The sequence below is a fragment of the Pseudomonadota bacterium genome, from assembly GCA_026388255.1.
In the GTDB taxonomy this organism is placed as follows: domain Bacteria; phylum Desulfobacterota; class Syntrophorhabdia; order Syntrophorhabdales; family Syntrophorhabdaceae; genus JAPLKB01.
Map to the genome: position 1 here is coordinate 1 of JAPLKC010000131.1, position 18,473 is coordinate 18,473.

An 18,473-nucleotide genomic window follows, 5' to 3' on the forward strand; every position below is an offset into this window, starting at 1 on the left:
AGCCCACGACCGGAATTGAACCGGTGACCACTTCCTTACCAAGGAAGTGCTCTGCCGACTGAGCTACGCGGGCATTTGGAGCGGGCAACGTTTCAACCCGCTCCGGATTTTTGGAGCGGGAAACGGGATTCGAACCCGCGACCCTCAGCTTGGAAGGCTAATGCTCTAGCCAACTGAGCTATTCCCGCAATCTCAATTTCTATCTTAAGTTATGAGTATTGAGTTATTTATATATGATCTTTGTAAACTTAGAACTCATAACTGCAAACTCATAACTGCAAATTTTGCAAATCAAAATTTGCAAAAAAAATGGTGGAGAGGGGAGGAATCGAACCTCCGAAGGCTGAGCCAACAGATTTACAGTCTGCCCCCTTTGGCCGCTCGGGAACCTCTCCATGGAGCTGGTGATGGGACTCGAACCCGCAACCTGCTGATTACAAATCAGCTGCGCCGAAACGTTTATTATAGTACAAGATAAGTGCAAATAGCAATATTTGTTATATAATTTTTCCTTAAAAGTCTAAATTATTATACTATAATCCCGATTGTATTGGAAGTATTTTTGCATTGGAAACATTTTTCATTGTCCAAGCTTAACCTGTAGTATTTCATACACAATCCTTCAATATTGATCAAAAATGTTTGACAAACCCCTTTTAATACTATAACTTGAAATACAAGTTATTAAAACATAAAATTAATAAGCTACGGGTTTTCTAAAACTCTTAGCATTATATTTTATAAATTAAAACGGAGGTGTTCCTGAATAATGAGCCTGTTAGAAGCATACATAATTACATTTATAGCGAGTTTTTGCAGTCTTGTCATTGAGATGGTAGCAGGCCGTATATTGGCCCCTTTTGTCGGCGTTTCCATATATACATGGACAAGCATTATAGGGGTTATTCTTGCAGGAATAAGCATAGGTGCATATATCGGTGGAAGACTGGTAGACAGGTTCCCTGCTAAAAAAACACTTGGGTGGCTCTTGTTATTGTCGGGAGTCGCAGCCCTTACAATCATCCCGCTTACAACACTCGTTGCGGCATACCGCTTTCCCCTCTCTTTGATGATGCGTATTTTTCTCGTTACCTCAATAATTTTCTTTATACCCGGTTGTATACTCGGCACCATTTCTCCTGTTGTAGTGAGACTGACGCTGAAAAACCTCGACAAAGCAGGCAATGTCATAGGCAAGATATATGCCTTTTCAACTCTGGGGGCAATAATCGGTACATTTGCTACAGGTTTTTTGCTTATTTCCTGGATGGGGACAAGAAGCATTATTTTAACAATGGGGATAGTACTGATTCTTGCAGCAGTATTTTCAGGCACACTGTTTAAGACAAAGAAGTCGGCAATCATATTTCTTATTATTGCATCACCTTGCATTTTGGGGATACATTACTTCCTTTATAAAATCCCTCTTTCAGATAAAACCTATCTCTATAAAGAAAGCGATTATTACACCATAAAACTTACAAAGACAACCGGCCATGACAAGAATACGCCTCTTGAAGCCATGATCCTTGACAACCTGATACATTCTTATGTAGCGCTCAACAATCCGCTTCATATAGAATATGAATATGAAAGAATATATACTGACGTACTGAAGTGGAAACTCAATAAAAACGATAGTTTTAAAAGTCTCACAATCGGTGGGGGTGGATATACCTTTCCGAGATACATGGAAGTTTTTTATCCGAACGCACAAATAGATGTTGTGGAAATAGATCCGGAAGTTACAAAAATTGTCTATAATAACCTTGGATTGCCGAAAAACACAAAAATCAGAACATACAATGAAGACGGCCGGTGGTATGTAATGAACTGCAAAGAAAAATACGATATCGTTTTCACTGATGCATATAACGATCTTTCCATCCCCTACCACCTGACAACAAAAGAATTTATGGAGCAGATCAAAGGGGTTATGAATCTAGGCGGCATCCTCATGTCAAACATCATCGACAATTTTCAAAAGGGGGCATTCCTGCCTTCCTATATAAAAACACTGCGGGAGGTCTTCGGACAAAAAAATGTATATCTTATATCGGTCAGCCCTGACTTTAAAAACACTAAGATCAGCACGTTCATAGTAGTCGCAGGTAACGGCGGTATTAACATAAAGGACTTTTCAGATCATATAAAGAGCCGTATGGAAGGTAAGGCCACATCTGCCATTATACCGGAAAATCTGATGGAAGAATTCATCAACAATAGATATTCTATCATCATTAAAGACGATTATGCACCGATCGATAACCTCATCGCTCCTGTTTTTGAAGAAAGGTTCGGATACAGAAGGAGCTGACAGGAACATTGAACATAAAGCATGATGAAATAAAATGATGTTCAGGTAAAAGATATTGATTTACCGGCATAAATCTTTTAATATTATAAACAATGCGGGCATAACTCAGATGGTAGAGTGCAAGCTTCCCAAGCTTGATGCCGCGGGTTCGATCCCCGCTGCCCGCTCCAATAAATCATAATAAATTCAAGGTGTTAGTCCAAACCTTTCACGACTGTCCCCGGTACTGTCCCCATAAGGAACCGGGAATTTGCTTTTCTGGGTGAAAACGAAGTCCCTGCCAAAATATTCGAGCATTTTCTCGCCATCCTTTTCCAGCCCCTCCACGTAATTCCCGTACACTTCATAAACCATTTGCTTGCTGGCATGGCCCATGAGCTTAACGAGTCGTAGCGGGTTAATCCCGACTATCAGGCTCCACGCCGCAAAGGAGTGCCGCGCCGAATAGGAAGTAACGTGAATAATCCCGGACGCTTTTACCGCCTTCTTCCATATTTTGCAGAACCGACTACTGTCGAATCTTTTGCCGTCTTCCATGGTGAAGACATAGGAAGAATCGGAGCGTTTGAGAATGGTATCGAGCCGTTCTCTTATTGCCCTGGTAATGAGGATTTTCCGTCTACGGAAGGCCGTCTTCAGGCTCTTCTTGTCTTCCCCCAAAACGTAGGAGCTTTTAACGTTGATATAATTGCCCTCGATGTCCTCTTTCCTCAGTCCACCAATTTCAGAACTTATCATGCCGGTTAAAATCATGATCTCTGCAATGGGCCGATAGTACGCTTCCAGATGTTTCAGAAACAGGAGCCATTCATCAAAACGAATGACAACGTGCTCTTTCTTCTCAGTTTTCGTAAGCCTCTTGTTCAGGTTATCAAAAGGGCTCTTCAAAAGCCACCGGTAATGATCGCAGGCATCGTTCCAGATGGCCCGTAAGGGTATCAGGACGTTTACCTTGCGGCTGGTGGAAAGTGGCTTTCCCTTTTCTCTCCCCTGTGACCGGACAAGCGTCTCGGTGAAAATGAAAACCGTTGCGCTGGTGATCTGGTAGAAAGAGACATTTTTGAAGTATGGAAGTATCCGCGTCTCTATAGCTTCCCGGTAATCTTTTCTTTTGGTTGAAGAACTGAAAGATGGCAATATTGTCTCAATCCATTCCTTGGCATACTCACCAAAAAGCACCTGGTGGGGTTCAGGACGGTATTCCCTACCCTCATGCTGAGTAAAGTACACTTTTTCGGCTTCCGATGCACCTGGAAAAGCCTCAGCAAATTTGAATGCACCGTTTTCTATCCGCTCCATTGTTCTATCCAGAAACTCCCTGACTTTAATTTCATTGGCCGGGTTGTCGTCAAGCTCCGTTGACTTAGTGATCCGTTTGCCAAAGTAGTAGAAATCCACATAGAGTTTGTTTGATCCCTTACGCCTCTTGATGTTCCCCTGCTTGAGAACTGGGGCATCAAGCGTGATGTTTCTTTTTTTCTGTCTCATTATGTCACCTCATGACATTGCCCTCCTTTCAGTGTGTATTAGTCCATGAAGAAGGTACCGCCATTATCATCAATAGTCAAGGTTTATGGCCGGTGGAATTCCCCGGAGGCGTTTCTCCGGGGGACGCACAGATGCCGTCGACTTATATTCAAGGTTCACGTCTGTTTGCGGTGGTGGTTCGGCGTTGAAGAAGAAGGGCCAGCGGAACCGTAGAATCCGGTCGATTCGGAAATAATGAACACCTTCCCGGAGCCTACCGTTTTTCAACCAGCCGAAGACCGTTGTCCGTGAAACCTGGAAGCGCTGCGCGAATTGTTCCACCGTCAGAAGTTCGCTTTCAGAATGGCTATTCATCGTATCTTCTCCATTCCTCCAGGGCTTTCTGTACCAAGGTTTCTATTTCTTCCCGCGACTTTCCCCCCTCGTCCTGCAATGCTTGTAATGTTTCATAATAGAATTCCCTTTCCTCAGTAGACTTGAAGTTAATCTGTGCAGGTGCACACTCTCTACCACCCTCTACCTCTCTCACAACATGCTGATTCTGTTCAGTTTTTTCAGGTAGAGGGTGGGTAGGCTTTGAGGACTCTCGGGCAGCATGTCCGTATTGCTTAAGGATCGTGGCATATTCATCAGAGGTGATCTTAATTTCGGAGTAACCGTGAACAATCCGGTTGTGGAAGCTCATACTCTTCAGCCGCTTGCCGATCCATGACGACGATGCGTGCCGGTCTTCGGGTTTGCCCTCATTGTATTTTTTGCGTATATCGCCTGTTTTGATACTCCATTCTTCAAAACGGTCAAGCGCGAACTCCGAAGTTATCTCTTTAATAATAGCAACCAGGCGACCTTCGATGGAGTCTTTCCTGGATTCATTCTTTTCACCGGCAATGGCGAGGATTGATTCTTCCAGAATGTGAGAGTCAACGGGCAGCAATGAGTTAACAAAGAACAGGGGTTTTGTTATGTCCCACAGCCTGCCGGATATGCCTTCAATCGGTTCTATGTCTGAAAATGTGGTGAATAGATGTTTCGCCCTCCAGGCGGTTAGCCTCTCCTTTAGTTCCAGGCCCAGTTCAGGACGTGGGTTCTCGTAGTTGCCTGGACGGTTCGGCATCATGATCGGCAGGCAGCGGGTTTCAAGTATTTTGTACAACTGTTCATTACTGGAGATGATCGTCGGACCGTAGATATCATAAAACACCGTATCATTGAAGGCGCCTTGATCCGGGTATTGGACACGGCTGCACTTTCCACCTTTTTCGGCCCTCAGGATCAGGAGGTCATCACAACCACCACGTTCAGCTTTCTTCGATATATCAATCAGATCAAGGAACAGTGTCCCATGGAGGTTCTGGCTATAGCGGAAAATCGTGGCTTCCCGGAGTTCAAAAAGATGGATACCGCGAAATGCAACATATATGATGGACTTGCCGGTTCTGCTCTTGCCCCGTTCCGGTACGGCATTGAAGAGAATATATGCACAGTAGTCAATATCGTGGTGATCATGTAGATAGGTGAGGAAAACATAGTGGGCAACAATGGCCCACTGTTCCTCGTCCAGAGCGGAGAACCGTTTCAGGTAGGACAGCAGATCGTCATAGAGTGTTGTATCTTCCTGGCCGAAGTAGCGCAAGACTTCGGCAGCACGTGGAATGGTAAACTGGAAATGTTTTTTCTCAGGGATGGAGAAGCTTTCTGTTTCTGTGATGTACTCCTTTTCAAGTACAAGTTGTCCTTTCTTGCGGATCGCATAGACCAGTTGCCCGTCATCATCGCTACACACTTCCACGAGTCCGGGAAAGTAGGCTGAAAGTGAGGATTCGTTGAAGGATTCCATTACCGGTCACCTCCATCCGACAGCGTCCCGCGCTGAATGGCTTTCTTGATACAGGCAGTTTGAAAGTCCGTGGCATTATTGCGCCTCATTAAACGGCTTTGCAGTTCATGCAGGGCATCATCACGGTTTGTTATTCCCAGGAGCGCAGCAAAGGAGGAGAGACAGCCGTCAATATGGGAAAGGTGCCATTCAGGCGATGTGGCTCCCACTGACCTGTAAACACGTTTTATCTCACTGTCAGGATCATTTTTAGTGAAGCATTCCTGAACAGCACGCCAGAAGGGGTGAATTGTTTTCCGCTCGGCCTTCTCATTATCCGGAAGACGGAGAGAGAACCATTTCGACGTGAGATGGAGCCACAACCCGGCTTGTTTCTCTTTCAGATCATCAAGGGAGTTAATGTCGAATTGTTTGAGTGCAGGACGGCGAACTTGAAATTCTATCCGCCAGATATCTTCTGTTGAATCACGTTTCCATAAATCCAGGAACCATAGCTTTGTTCCGCCCTTTTGAACTTCCAGTCCTTTGTTGTATATACGCAGCTGGATAGGGGACTTGGCATCGGCTACATAATATGTTTGCAAGTCATTCTTATCCAGGAAGAGTTTGCCTTTATCGTTGCGGGTGACCTTATGGGAAAGCAGGAATTCGTATGAGAGCCCACCAGAAATCCAGAAATCACAGCAGAGATCGACACGGCTGACCTTTATAAATTGGACTGATCCGCCGCCTATTGCCTTGAGGTCTTCGGTGATCCAGGATAAAGCGGTTTCAATGCCGTTGTACCAAAGCGTCTTGGCAGCTATGGACAGATAGACGTTCGGGGATGATCCTGACCGGGCAGCTTTGCCGATAAAAAGATTATACTCTTCAAACTGGAGATGAAAACGGTAGTTCTCACCCTTGCCGCCAGGCTTAAAGATACAGTTTCTTCCTGAAGGCAGACCGATAAGCAGACCGCCCTCTTTCCTGGCCCGTTGTTTCTTTTTGTCAAGCAAGTGCAGGCGTCGTTTCCAGTCCGGCCCCCATGTGACATATACACCAAGATCAAGTGAATCAATGCCACACAGGAGAAACTGGAATTGTTCAACATGTGGGGTTGAAGCATGATGTGTTACAGGTTCCATCATGCTGTAAGACTTGCCCGGCGTCCCGGACGTGGCACCGGCAGAGCCGGAAACCACGACCGTGTTGCCGGGAGGAACGGAACGTAAAACTTCATCAGGAAATAAATTTGCCATAGAACTACCCCTTTTTTAGAAGTTGCCTGTGGCTTGTTTGTTATCTTAGAAGTTTAATTTAATAGATTTACGTTTTAAATAATAGGGTAGTTTGATTGATTTTATTTTTGGCACCCTTAATATTTCATAAAGTTTTTTAAGCGCTATAATTGTCGTTTTTTTAGTGTTAGTTTGGGCGCATTTTAATTTTATTTTATTTTTAGTCCCCTGCTTTCAATTTAGTTTGTTCGTATAATATCCTCCAAGCTACAGGTTTGTAATTATGTTACCTATAACAGCGCTTAAACAATTTAAACGCCTTCAGGTAAGTATAAATTACATCTATCTGAATCACTGTGTCAAGCAACATTTTCAGGAAATTTAGTTCGATAATTCAGCAGGTTATCGCTGTTTGACTCTAATGGTTTTATTTGTACCTGGCTGTACTTCGATGAACTGAATATTTTTTACTCCTGTGATGTTGGAGGAGGTATTGAGCGAAGTTATCCACAGCCATCCCGCCGGCTGGTGGGGGCTGGGGATGACCGTGGATAACTCGCAGGAGGCGCTTATCATTCAGGTAAAAGTTTATTCCTTTCTTCTGAAGTTAACGAACATGGGAGTTCGAAGGAAATACAATGTTTCATTTGGCAATTGAGGAGGGATAAAAGCAGAAAAGTTTTGTTGCATTTCTATTTATTATTATCAAATTGTAAACACCTTAATAAAAAATAGGTTTTATTGTGTAAGATCATGATAATGCATAATAAAATATCTGTCATTTTTTCATGAATAGGTATAGAATTTCTTAGAAGGCAATAGAATGAATTAAATTGCTACGTGACAGGAAAGTAGAATGAATAACAAACAGAGAAAGGTTGCAACTAATTTTATTCTCCTCATCTCAATTCTTCTTCTAACCGTTACCGGTGTTCTTTCTTATGCGGTTTACCGAAATCAACTCTTGTGCAAAGGTGATATTTTCGAGCAAGTTTCAGCTGAACTCAAGATGAACGAAACTATGATTTGGGTGCCTCCAGTGCTTGTAATTTTGGTCGGCACAATATTGGCCGCCTTAGTTTTCTTTATTGGCTTATGGCAGATAAATAAAAGAACTAAAAGCCCTGATACGATTTTGAATGACCAGGAGATAACATGAAAACTTGGATAAAGCTCCTCATAATTGGTTGGTCAATCGTGTCAGTCGCAATCATTATTGTGTCTTACCAAGTAATGAAGTACAACTACGTGACGGAAGACTATAGCGTTGAACTGCCCCTCCGCACACCTGTTAAGGGGGACACTTTTACAATTTTGTCGAGTATTATTTACCATGATGATAACATGAAGTTTCTAAGTAAACAGGAATTCATAGAGCATATTAAGGACGCGAAATCAATTAATCTACATTCTTCGCATACTGTAAAGAATAGGGGCATCTATCTCTATCTACCCCTGTATTCCTTCGTAATTTGGGCATTTCCAATTCTTATCTTTGCCTTATTAGGGATTTTGTTCGAAAGAAGCAAGACAACCACTCCACCAAATGACTGAAAAAACTGTGAAATGTTCATGAACTTGTTCGAGATAAATGCCGTATCGAGGTTATTGGGCAATACCAGACGCATAAATTTTACAAGCTTCAAGATCCCACCGATGGATATACTTATTCTTGAAAAGATAGAATGAAACATTTCGACAGTTGGCAAAGCTTTTGGATGTTTGAAGAAGCTGTAAAAAAACAAAACAGATATTTTCGAGATGTTAAAGTTGATAACTTCCTTCAAACAGTTTTAGAAACAAGTAGTAGCAGAAAAAGAAAATTACTTAAAAATAGTAATCTATGGCGAGCTCAAATTAGCCACGGATCGATACCTTTTTATCAAGATGGAGAATATATTGATGATGTAGAAGCACCATGCCTTCCTCAAAGAATGACACCCCTTATTAACGAAGCATTAGAAGGCCGAGCCAACCCTAAAGGAATCCCTTACTTGTACACTGCTACAAAAGATAAAACGGCCATGGCTGAAGTTAGACCTCGGTATGGTTCATTAATTTCATTAGGTCAATTCAAAACAAAAAAAGATATGATATTAATTGATTGCTCTGTTTATCATAATAAAAGGCCAATATGTCTTGAAGAACCGAACCCAGATGAACGGGAACAGGCAGTTTGGAGTTATATTGACAATGCATTTTCGCAACCAGTGACAAAAAATGATAAAATGGCCGATTATGTTCCAACTCAAATAATAGCTGAGTTATTTAAATGTAACGGCTTTGATGGCATTATATATAAAAGCATGCTTGGCGAAGGATACAATGTTGTATTATTTAATGTTGAGTCAGCTAAATTGGTGTATCTACATTTGTTTAAAGTAGAAAGTATTTCATTATCATTTAAAAAAGCTGGCAACTCATACCCTGTAAAGTAAAAAAGTAAAATAAATAAATTAAATTACATAACAAACGGGTAAACACAGAATGTTAATAGTTTCACAATAGGTTATATAATTGAGTCATTATAAAAAGCTTTGGGTCATATCTTGTTTTTTCAAATATGGTGCTGTCCATAAAACAACAAACATTTCTTCCCATAATTCACGATCAAAACCAAAAGGCCCTATGCGCGATTTGCAGTGAAACAATTCCTAATTATCCTGTCACGAGTAGAAATTTCCTCCAAGTCAATTTCCATCTTTGGCAGGAAGGCAACCTTGATGAGAACTGTCCCCATACTGTCTCTATTAACTCTTTATTCCACTGAATTTCATCATACTTCGTTGGACTTTTGACACACCAAAAAGAGAGCTAACATTCTGTTATTGTGCAATATATTAGTATCTTACGGGGTTCTAATCTTTTCTTACCTTATCCGTTCGATCCCCGCTGCCCGCTCCATTTAACCCCTTGATCTTCCCCCGTTTTCACGGACATACAGTTAAACTACGATAAACTGAAGCGAGCCTACGGCCAGTGCCGAGTTCAGGCCGGTTCCCGCTGTCTGAAGCTAAGAAAAAGTTCGGGAAGTGAGCGGAAGTGAATTGCCCCGCCTGTATTTGTGTCATATGGCAAGTAATGATCTTTAGGGTTACGATGAAACATGTCGGTGAAAGGGCAAGCAGAGTGTGGCGGGAGTTTAGGGGAATAGTGTAAGACACATAATTTTCAAATGCGTTTGCTCTGATTTAGGCTGACTTGACCAATGGTGTTTTGAAGCCTATACTTATAAAATCTGAGAAAAATATTCAGAATGTTTTAATGATCCTCTTATTAAAGGAGAACTAATCATGGATGAAAAAGAACGGCTTAATGCATTGGAAACAGCATTAAAGAATGAGTCTTCCGAGCGTGAATTCTATCTTAAACATGCCGAGAAGACCAATAATCCTCTCGGCAAAGCCATGTTTCAAAGAATAGCCGATGATGAACTTGAGCACTATGAGCGCCTGAAAGAGCTTCACGGCAAGTGGGAAAAGCAGGATAAATGGCCGGAGACAATACCGCTTTCGGTTAATAACACGAATATCAAAAATGTTTTTATCAATACGATCAAGAACATTGATAAAATAGCAAAACCGGATGCTGGCGACCTTGAGGCAATAAAAATCGCCGTTGACTTTGAAGAAAAAGGCGCAAAATTCTATTGGCAATTATGCGATGTAGTAACAAACCCAAGGGAAAAAGAATTTTTTGAGCTTCTTGCCATGATAGAAAATGAACACTACCTTTCCTTAAAAGATGCCGAAGAATATTTTACTGATCCGGCTTCATGGTTCATGAAAGCAGAGCACCATTCGTTAGATGGCGGATAATGCCCCCGATGTCGAACCAATACGCCACCGCTCAAACCGGTGGTTTTTGTTTGCCGTATTTCAGAGACCCCTATGTTATAGAATTAAAAACCTTGTCTAAAATCTTGCCGTCTAAAGATACTTCCCGGAATATGTCCTCTGCGATTGATGCATTCATATCTTCAAAATCCTTTTCCACAGGGGTAACCAATATACCTCCCATTTCAACCACAGCAGGGCTGACCATAAGCCGGCCGTCGCCTTCCTTGAAAAATGCGTCGGGGCGGTGTTTGGCGCGGGGGAAGATCGCAATGTACAATCTCTTTCTGCTATAGAATCCGGCGACATTTATCATGGGCTCAACATCAGCAGAGAGGATTATTTTCAGGGTCGAAAGGATTATCCCGAATGCGGCTGCAAGGGACACCGGGTTATCTCCTTCAGCTACAATGATCTCCCGTCCGACATTTCTGACCCGTGAGAGTAGTATACCGTTAACTTTGGTAATCTTTTTAAGCCTTCCTGTCTCTTTAATCTCCTTTTCAATTGGCATCTGTCCTGACCGGACTGCCTGAAAGTGGAGGTGGTCAGGCGCGGATGCGCCGCATTTCGGCCCGTTATAGAGGACTGTCCAGGCGCTGCCAAGGTCAACCATGAGCTGAAGAAGAGCATCAATATGCTCAGTAATAGACTGGGGTCTATGTTCTTTATGACAGATGGTAAAATGGGAAGGGAAAACAGGCGCAGGATTACAGAGGATCAAATATTCATTCCGGTATATGATCCCCTTCTGTTCTTCCGGAAGATTATTCAGGCACAGGAAACAGGGACGTTCTTTTATCCCTTTTTCTTCCACATCGGCAAGGGTACTCTTTATTCTTCCGGGATTGTGCTGGACACGGATAATAAAACCATTGCAGGCTATTTCCCGCACAGCAATGTTTTCCAGATATGCATAACCTTGCCGGCAATCGGGCCATGTATCCTTTTGTTCCGACAATAGTTCACAGCAAAGAACGGATAAGGAGTCGGGGCCTTGTTGTCTGTCGAAAACTGCATAGATCCGGCTCATTTCGGTTTTTCCTGATTCATCTTCTGCCGGGCAAGAATTTCATCGGTTCTGACCCTATCTTTAAAGGCATCGTTGCGGTTTACAGCAACAATTGCAAGCGCAGCGTCGGTATTCCCCGGCCAGCGCCTGCAAAGGTACAGGCTTTCATAAATCCTCCCGATCCGGTATTCTCTGCATATCCTCAATGCAGCAGTATAGTCTTCACCATAACTCACATTGAGAAACCCCATAGTACGCATAAGACCGGTGTCAAATGCCCTGGGAGCACCAAGACCGTTGATGCGCAGAGCATTATTGTGACCGTTCTCGTCAGTCCATTCACGATGGTCTATCAGCCCCGGTGGAATTTCTTCAAGATCAAAATTAACAATAGTGTAGGAACCGATTACCATGGCATAGTTTCCTTCACGGAGCATATGGACGATCTTTCCGAGTGCATGGGGGCTGCTGTAAAGATCATCCGAATCGAGCTGGACAGCATAACGCCCGCAGTTCTCGCTGTAAATGGCCTCATTCCAGCAACCGCCTATGCCAAGTTCAGTACTTACAGGTATGATATGCCTTATTGCAGAATTCTCTTCGGCCAGATCGGAGAGGACAGAAGTGGTCCCGTCTGTCGAGTGATTATCTACAACAATGATGTTGAATGAAAATTTTACATCCTGTGATAGGGCGCTCTTTACAGCCTCGGCAATTGTTGCTTCACGGTTTCGCACGGGTATGATAACCGAGGCTTCCACCGGGAATGATTGAGGCCCTTTCTCAGCCTCTCTGAAGTAATAAGGAGGAAGATAGGCACCTATCTTCCTCAGGTAATCGGTAAAGACCATCTCCATTTCCTTCTGGACATTAACATTCCTTGGATCAACGTAGTTAAATATCTTTTCAATACCGGATGTCTCATCTTTTTCGATTACAGAATAGAGAGGCTCATTCAGGTGATAAACAGGATAATCTATGGAAACCTTGAGCCGAAGCGCATAGAGCCCTGCAAATTTTACATGTGGCATGGGGCCGTATTTTTCAAGGACATTCCGTACAGCAGGAACTGAAAGGAGCATCATGGCGCCGAAGTCAAAGTCATCGCGGACACTCCCTGACTGGTAATCATTCAATGGATGAAAGTCCCTGCCCTTCCTGTCTTCATCATAAAAATCCGCATAAACAATACCTGCCTTTGCGTATGCGGATGCTTCCATAACGCTATTCAGGGCATCAGGTTCAAGAGAAATATACAAGGGCTTTGGTAATAGGAGAAGATATTCTGTTTGGATATTACTTAGAATAATCTCAAGTGTTTCCTGCGATAAAAGGGAACCGGCCGCAAGGATACGACACCCTGGCACATTAAGTTGAACCCTTTCCTGACTGACAATCATGACATCTTCGACCAAATCCGACTTTACAAACTCAAGCAGGGTTTTCTCAAAAAAAGGTTCCGGGCTGTAGGGGGTGACTACGGCAAGAGGCTTCATTTAAAAGCTCGCATAATACCTCAGTTGTAATCATTAAAGGATAATGGGTATGCAAACATTGCAGGCCGGCAGCTATCCTTTCTCCTGACCGGCAACCTTGCCCCATGAATCGCGAAGCTGCACGGTTCGATTAAATAAAATCTTCTCGGGCAAAGCATCTCTCAAATCAACACAGAAATAGCCCAGTCTTTCAAACTGATAAATGTCCCCGGGCAGGGCATTGACCAGACTTTTCTCTACATAACATGCGGGAAGGGTTTCCAATGACCCGTTGTTCAGATAATTTTTATAATCACCATCTGTTGCCGATGGATCGGGGATCTGGAAAAGACGGTCATAGAGGCGGATTTCCGCCGGAATGGCATGATGCGCCGATACCCAGTGGATAACTCCTTCAACCTTGCGCCCGTCCGATGGAGGACTGTTTCGTGTCTGTGGATCATAGGTACAGTGGATTTCAGTAATCTCACCGGTCTTTTCATCCTTGACCATACCTGCAAATTTCACAATATAAGAACTCCTCAGACGTACCTCGCGTCCGGGACCAAGGCGTTTGTATTTCTTCGGAGGAGTTTCATGAAAGTCATCGCACTCAATATAGAGCTCCCTGGAAAAAGGGACCATCCTCGTTCCCATAGATGGATTCTGGGGGTGATTTGCGCACTCAAATTCTTCAGTCTGTCCTTCCGGGTAGTTGTCAATAATAACCCGGAGGGGCCGTAAGACACCCATCACGCGCGGGGCTTTCTCGTTTAAATCTTCACGGACGCAATGCTCAAGAAGGGAAATATCAACAAGGTTGTCATTTTTTGCCACACCGATCTTTGCGCAAAAGTTTCTGATTGCCTCCGGCGTGTAGCCGCGCCTTCTCATACCGGCCATGGTCGGCATACGCGGATCATCCCAACCTGTTACACGTTCTGTTTCAACTAATTCGATGAGTTTGCGTTTGCTGAGGACTGTATAGCTGAGATTGAGGCGCGCAAATTCTATCTGGTTAGGCCGGTCTCCTTCAATCAACTGTTCAACAATCCAGTCATACAAAGGACGATTATTCTCAAACTCAAGGGTACAGATTGAATGGGTGATTCTCTCGATAGAATCGGAAAGACAATGGGCAAAGTCGTACATAGGATAGATAACCCATTTTGTATCTGTCCGGTAGTGGGGCGATCTTTTGATACGGTAGATGATGGGGTCACGCATAACAATGTTTGGAGAGGCCATATCTATTCTGGCCCGGAGTACATGGGCACTGTCCTCAAATTCACCCGCTTGCATACGGGAAAAGAGATCCAGGTTCTCTTCAACAGAACGATTTCGATAGGGGCTCTCTCTGCCCGGTTCAACAAGCGTACCGCGATACTCCCTCATCTGATCCGGCGTCAGGCTGCAAACATAGGCCTTTCCGGATTTAATGAGTTGTACGGCAAAATTGTACAATTGCTCAAAATAGTCAGAGGCATAGAACAGACGGTCATCCCAGTCGAATCCCAGCCAGCGAATATCGTTAATAATCGATGTCACATATTCCAGCGATTCTCCACTCGGATCTGTATCATCCAGCCGTAGGTTACAGGTGCCTTTATACTGAGCAGCAATTCCAAAATTAAGGCAGATTGATTTTGCATGTCCAATATGCAGATAACCGTTCGGTTCTGGCGGAAAGCGCACAGCAACACGGCCTGCGTGTTTGCTTGTCCTGAAGTCATCCTCGATAATGTCACGAATAAAATCCGTTGGGGAAGAAATATCCGTTTGTGTCATATTTATAAACTCCTTCAACCTTTATTAAATTCTTACCACATACAGCTTCCTCTTTCAAGAAAACGCTGTTTCAGACAGTAAGCTGAGTTTTTCAATAGTCATGTTTAGGACCCTTTTATTTTTATCAGGCATTGTTCAATACATAATTAATCAATGTCTTTGAACATTAACGGTTGAAAGGATAGTCTATTTTTGTTATTTTATCTTATTAAAATAATTTACAAAAATACTTCTTCATATAATCAGCCAAGTTATGAATAATTTTTATGGCCTTACACTAAAAGAACTTGAAACCCTGATCGGCGCCCTCGGAAAAGAAAAATACCGGTCCCGGCAGCTTTTTAAATGGATATATAATAAAGGCATCCTCGATTTTGATGAGATGAGCGATGTCCCGAAAGGCCTGCGTGTAATATTCAAGGATATGTTTGATTTAAAACATCTTGAAATAAAAGATGTTTTAACATCAACAGACGGATCTATAAAATTCGGGTTTCTCGGGGAAGACGGTAATCTTATTGAAAGCGTTTTAATACCGGAAAAAGAGAGAAATACCCTTTGCATATCCAGCCAGATAGGGTGCAGGATGGGATGCAGGTTCTGTGTTACCGGAAAAATAGGATTTATACGTAATCTCAAGGTTTCAGAGATTGTAGGGCAGCTTATAGGGGTAAAACAATATCTCAGCGACAGGAAAATTACAAATATCGTTTTCATGGGCATGGGCGAACCCATTGACAATCTCGGCAACTTCGGCCGTGCCCTTGAAATATTGAAAGACCCCGTAGGCCTCGACTTCTCACACAGGAAGATTACAGTATCATCGGTGGGCTTAATAGGGGGTCTGAAGACGATAGAGCCGAAAGCTGCAGGTATTGCAATATCCCTGAATGCAGCAGATGATAAAACAAGGACATACCTTATGCCCATTAACAGATTGTATCCGATACGAGAGATTATCGATTATGTAAAGGGCTTTAAGGGAGGCAATCGTAACAGGATTACCTTTGAGTATATTTTGATAAAGGATATTAATGACTCGCCCGATAGTGCAAAACTCCTCTCCGAGTTGCTGGCCGGGCTTAGGTGTAAGATAAACCTCATACCCTACAACGAATCACCGTATATTGACTTTAAAGCTCCAACGGATAAAACCATAGAACAATTTCATGCTTATCTCCTGGGCAAACACTTCACCGTTATTGTGAGGGAATCCAGGGGAAAGGACATTGCCGGGGCCTGCGGACAGTTGGGCATGAGGTACTTAAACGAAAATCTTAAAAAACGGAATGAAAATTGATGAACTCGTAAAAAGTCGATATTTCTCTTTTCGTCATTCCGGACTTGATCCGGAATCCAGTAAATTCAATTAGTTCTGGACTCCGGCTTTCGCCGGAGTGACGGTTTTAGGATTTTTTACGAGACCATCAAAATTAGGTTATTGTTTTACTTGGAGGATGGATATGGATGATGCGCTACCCACATATAAGAACTCTTTTTTCTGTGATCTCAACAGGGAAGACGGATTAAAACTAAAGATGTTCCATAAAGACAACGTTGTATATTGCGACCTGCTTATTGATAACAGGTTTGAAGGCTATACAAACGTATTGCATGGGGGAATGATTTTCGGCATCCTGGACGTTATTATCTGGTATGTCATATTCATGGAGACAAAAAAGATATGCATGACCCGGCATGTTGAAATGGAATTCGTAAAACCTGTTATGTGCAATTTGCCTTATGTCGCCAAAGGGAAGGTTGTAAAGGTCAAGGGCAGGAATATCTATGCATCTGCCTGGGTTGAAGACGACAACGGTGATGTTTATGCAAAAGTAAATGCAATATTCAGGGAGTCAAAGGACTTGTCTGTAAGTGATTTTATAGACAGGATGGACTTCGGCCATACATCACCGGATATAAAGGCATATTTTATGTCTCTGGTAGAAACCCAACCGTAGGATGTCCTTCGTGAAGCTCTATTTCGATTGTCTGAAGCAAGCGCTCTATCCCTTCCTTCTTCCTGCATGATATAGAAACTGCATGGTAACGGTCTTCTATACGATCAAGGAATTCCCTGTCAATCATGTCAATCTTGTTAAAAACAACAAACACTTTTTTCTCATTCAGGTGTAGTTTTGTAATGAGTTTCTCCACGACATGTATCTTTTCTTCAAAGTCAGGTGAGCTTATGTCTACAAGGTGCAGGAGGAGGTCCGCATCTTCCAGCTCTTCAAGGGTAGCAATGAAAGCCCTGAGAAGCACTTCGGGCAGGTCTTTGATGAAACCAACCGTATCTGTTACAATTATGTTTTTCCGTTCAGGGTATTTTATGAGCCTTGTTGTTGGATTTAATGTGCTGAAGGACCTGTCCTCTGCCTCAACATTGCTTTTTGTAAGCAGGTTAAGCAACGTTGATTTGCCTGAATTTGTATACCCGACAATAGATACGATGGGTATAAGTGAATCCCTCCTTCTTTCCCTCTTTTTATCCCTTATTTTTCGTATCTCTTCCAGCTTCTTTTGCAGAAATGAGAGCCTTGCCCGTATCCTGCTCTTATTCACCTCAAGTTTTGTCTCGCCGGGACCCCTGGCACCTATTCCGCCGGTCAATCGTGAAAGAGCGGCATTTTTCTCTGCAAGACGCGGAAGAATATAATTAAGCTGGGCAAGTTCTACCTGTATTTTCGATTCGTTTGTATTAGCGCGTTGGGCAAAAATATCGAGTATCAACTGATTTCTGTCAATAACCTTAAGTTCGGTCAGGGCTGAGATATTCTTTATCTGGCCAGGGGTCAATCCCTCATCAAAAACAAGGAGGTCTGCTTCCTGCTGCCGGCATTTCATTATAGTTTCCTCCAGCTTACCCTTGCCGATAAGGTACTTTGGATGCAATTCCTTGGTCCTTTGTATAGCCGTATCCAATACGGCTATCCCTGCCGAATAGCAGAGGTCTCTTGCTTCAGCTATGCTGTCTTCAACATCCTTGTGCCTGCCGGGCAGGACAACGCAGACAAGGACGGCTTGTTCCCTGCCTTCAGCAAGCGTATAAAGACTCCCTTTAGCCTTGGCAAACTCATTCTCAAGCTCGGTTACAAGTCCGATGAAATCAATTTCAAGGTCTTGTATAACCACGGGACCGATAAATTCCCATGCCTTTCCTTTTTTATCCTCCGGTATAAGATGACCGATATGTATCATCTCTATTGACTCACCTCTTCTTTCGGTGATAGCAGCAACAAGATCAAGCTGTAATATGGCAAGGTCGGTTAAGTCCTCTTTTGAGAGAAGCTCCCCCTCTATGTGCGTGTGGACAAAACGCACCCCTCTGAACCTTTCCCGCCCAACTCTCTCAGTCACAAGTGGAGGTATTTCGATCCTTCCTTTTTCTCCAATCACTACATATTCAACAAGACCCCGCCTGTTTATGATAAGACCTACCTGTCTCGATATCTCCCTCGAAATTTGCATCATGTTTTTTGCTGTGTCAAAGGTGATAA

The 18,473-nt window shown here is 43.1% G+C and carries 15 protein-coding genes and 4 tRNA genes; 8 read left to right on the forward strand and 11 right to left on the reverse strand.

The annotated features are described in order from the left end of the window. The 3 genes from NT178_17905 to NT178_17915 all read right to left on the reverse strand — a co-directional run bounded on the left by NT178_17905 (position 1) and on the right by NT178_17915 (position 395). Positions 1-73 (reverse strand) — tRNA-Thr (locus tag NT178_17905). A 38-nt stretch (positions 74-111) separates the two neighbouring features. Then, positions 112-188: transfer RNA gene (locus tag NT178_17910), tRNA-Gly, on the reverse strand. Between the two features lie 122 nt (positions 189-310). Beyond that, a tRNA-Tyr gene (locus tag NT178_17915) sits at positions 311-395 on the reverse strand. Between the two features lie 374 nt (positions 396-769). Between NT178_17915 and NT178_17920 the strand changes: the two genes are divergently transcribed. Together NT178_17920 and NT178_17925 are read left to right on the forward strand one after the other, a co-directional pair. Then, positions 770-2,317: a fused MFS/spermidine synthase gene (locus tag NT178_17920; protein ID MCX5814396.1), complete on the forward strand. Its 1,548-nt coding sequence runs from the start codon at positions 770-772 to the stop codon at positions 2,315-2,317. Between the two features lie 94 nt (positions 2,318-2,411). Next, positions 2,412-2,487, forward strand: a tRNA-Gly gene (locus tag NT178_17925). Between the two features lie 16 nt (positions 2,488-2,503). On the opposite strand, the gene NT178_17930 is transcribed toward NT178_17925, so the two are convergent. The 3 genes from NT178_17930 to NT178_17940 form a co-directional block, all read right to left on the reverse strand. After that, positions 2,504-3,805, reverse strand: coding sequence for a tyrosine-type recombinase/integrase (locus NT178_17930; GenBank protein MCX5814397.1), 1,302 nt, complete (start codon positions 3,803-3,805; stop codon positions 2,504-2,506). A gap of 346 nt (positions 3,806-4,151) precedes the next feature. Beyond that, positions 4,152-5,642: a hypothetical protein gene (locus NT178_17935; GenBank protein MCX5814398.1), complete on the reverse strand. Its 1,491-nt coding sequence runs from the start codon at positions 5,640-5,642 to the stop codon at positions 4,152-4,154. Continuing rightward, positions 5,642-6,883 (reverse strand): plasmid replication initiation factor, encoded by a 1,242-nt coding sequence (locus NT178_17940; protein ID MCX5814399.1) that lies wholly within the window; start codon positions 6,881-6,883, stop codon positions 5,642-5,644. Before NT178_17940 ends, NT178_17935 begins: the two co-directional genes overlap by 1 nt. A gap of 472 nt (positions 6,884-7,355) precedes the next feature. Between NT178_17940 and NT178_17945 the strand changes: the two genes are divergently transcribed. Together NT178_17945 and NT178_17950 are read left to right on the forward strand one after the other, a co-directional pair. Then, positions 7,356-7,520 carry a hypothetical protein gene (locus NT178_17945; GenBank protein ID MCX5814400.1) on the forward strand — a complete coding sequence of 55 codons (165 nt, stop codon included), beginning with the start codon at positions 7,356-7,358 and terminating at the stop codon, positions 7,518-7,520. A 198-nt stretch (positions 7,521-7,718) separates the two neighbouring features. Beyond that, a complete protein-coding gene (locus NT178_17950; GenBank protein MCX5814401.1) occupies positions 7,719-8,021 on the forward strand; it encodes a hypothetical protein in 303 nt (100 codons plus the stop codon). 286 nt (positions 8,022-8,307) lie between these two features. Here NT178_17950 and NT178_17955 read toward each other — a convergent pair whose 3' ends face one another. Further along, entirely contained in the window at positions 8,308-8,508 is a 201-nt protein-coding gene (locus NT178_17955; protein ID MCX5814402.1) for a hypothetical protein, read from the reverse strand. A 72-nt stretch (positions 8,509-8,580) separates the two neighbouring features. Between NT178_17955 and NT178_17960 the strand changes: the two genes are divergently transcribed. Both NT178_17960 and NT178_17965 read left to right on the forward strand, forming a co-directional pair. Further along, entirely contained in the window at positions 8,581-9,300 is a 720-nt protein-coding gene (locus NT178_17960; protein ID MCX5814403.1) for an RES family NAD+ phosphorylase, read from the forward strand. A gap of 855 nt (positions 9,301-10,155) precedes the next feature. Next, entirely contained in the window at positions 10,156-10,680 is a 525-nt protein-coding gene (locus NT178_17965; protein ID MCX5814404.1) for a ferritin family protein, read from the forward strand. Between the two features lie 70 nt (positions 10,681-10,750). On the opposite strand, the gene NT178_17970 is transcribed toward NT178_17965, so the two are convergent. From NT178_17970 to NT178_17980, 3 genes are all read right to left on the reverse strand, one after another. After that, complete coding sequence (locus NT178_17970) at positions 10,751-11,731, reverse strand: DUF4922 domain-containing protein (protein ID MCX5814405.1); 981 nt, start codon at positions 11,729-11,731, stop codon at positions 10,751-10,753. Continuing rightward, positions 11,728-13,206: a glycosyltransferase family 2 protein gene (locus NT178_17975; protein MCX5814406.1), complete on the reverse strand. Its 1,479-nt coding sequence runs from the start codon at positions 13,204-13,206 to the stop codon at positions 11,728-11,730. The genes NT178_17970 and NT178_17975 overlap by 4 nt, the downstream gene beginning before the upstream one ends. 72 nt (positions 13,207-13,278) lie before the next feature. Continuing rightward, positions 13,279-14,973 (reverse strand): glutamine--tRNA ligase/YqeY domain fusion protein, encoded by a 1,695-nt coding sequence (locus tag NT178_17980; protein ID MCX5814407.1) that lies wholly within the window; start codon positions 14,971-14,973, stop codon positions 13,279-13,281. 253 nt (positions 14,974-15,226) lie between these two features. On the opposite strand from NT178_17980, the gene rlmN reads away from it, so the two are divergent. Together rlmN and NT178_17990 are read left to right on the forward strand one after the other, a co-directional pair. Beyond that, a complete protein-coding gene (gene rlmN / locus NT178_17985; protein MCX5814408.1) occupies positions 15,227-16,273 on the forward strand; it encodes a 23S rRNA (adenine(2503)-C(2))-methyltransferase RlmN in 1,047 nt (348 codons plus the stop codon). 163 nt (positions 16,274-16,436) lie between these two features. Next, entirely contained in the window at positions 16,437-16,934 is a 498-nt protein-coding gene (locus tag NT178_17990) for a hypothetical protein (GenBank protein MCX5814409.1), read from the forward strand. Here NT178_17990 and hflX read toward each other — a convergent pair. Beyond that, positions 16,906-18,447 carry a GTPase HflX gene (gene hflX / locus NT178_17995; GenBank protein MCX5814410.1) on the reverse strand — a complete coding sequence of 514 codons (1,542 nt, stop codon included), beginning with the start codon at positions 18,445-18,447 and terminating at the stop codon, positions 16,906-16,908. The two genes, NT178_17990 and hflX, sit on opposite strands and share 29 nt — an antisense overlap. Positions 18,448-18,473 lie beyond the last annotated feature (26 nt).

Coding starts and splice junctions, on each gene's coding strand:
- NT178_17920 (MCX5814396.1), top strand. CDS start 770: ATGAGCCTGTTAGAAGCATACATAATTACATTTATAGCGAGTTTTTGC.
- NT178_17930 (MCX5814397.1), bottom strand. CDS start 3,805: ATGAGACAGAAAAAAAGAAACATCACGCTTGATGCCCCAGTTCTCAAG.
- NT178_17935 (MCX5814398.1), bottom strand. CDS start 5,642: ATGGAATCCTTCAACGAATCCTCACTTTCAGCCTACTTTCCCGGACTC.
- NT178_17940 (MCX5814399.1), bottom strand. CDS start 6,883: ATGGCAAATTTATTTCCTGATGAAGTTTTACGTTCCGTTCCTCCCGGC.
- NT178_17950 (MCX5814401.1), top strand. CDS start 7,719: ATGAATAACAAACAGAGAAAGGTTGCAACTAATTTTATTCTCCTCATC.
- NT178_17960 (MCX5814403.1), top strand. CDS start 8,581: ATGTTTGAAGAAGCTGTAAAAAAACAAAACAGATATTTTCGAGATGTT.
- NT178_17965 (MCX5814404.1), top strand. CDS start 10,156: ATGGATGAAAAAGAACGGCTTAATGCATTGGAAACAGCATTAAAGAAT.
- NT178_17970 (MCX5814405.1), bottom strand. CDS start 11,731: ATGAGCCGGATCTATGCAGTTTTCGACAGACAACAAGGCCCCGACTCC.
- NT178_17975 (MCX5814406.1), bottom strand. CDS start 13,206: ATGAAGCCTCTTGCCGTAGTCACCCCCTACAGCCCGGAACCTTTTTTT.
- NT178_17980 (MCX5814407.1), bottom strand. CDS start 14,973: ATGACACAAACGGATATTTCTTCCCCAACGGATTTTATTCGTGACATT.
- rlmN (MCX5814408.1), top strand. CDS start 15,227: ATGAATAATTTTTATGGCCTTACACTAAAAGAACTTGAAACCCTGATC.
- NT178_17990 (MCX5814409.1), top strand. CDS start 16,437: ATGGATGATGCGCTACCCACATATAAGAACTCTTTTTTCTGTGATCTC.
- hflX (MCX5814410.1), bottom strand. CDS start 18,447: ATGATGCAAATTTCGAGGGAGATATCGAGACAGGTAGGTCTTATCATA.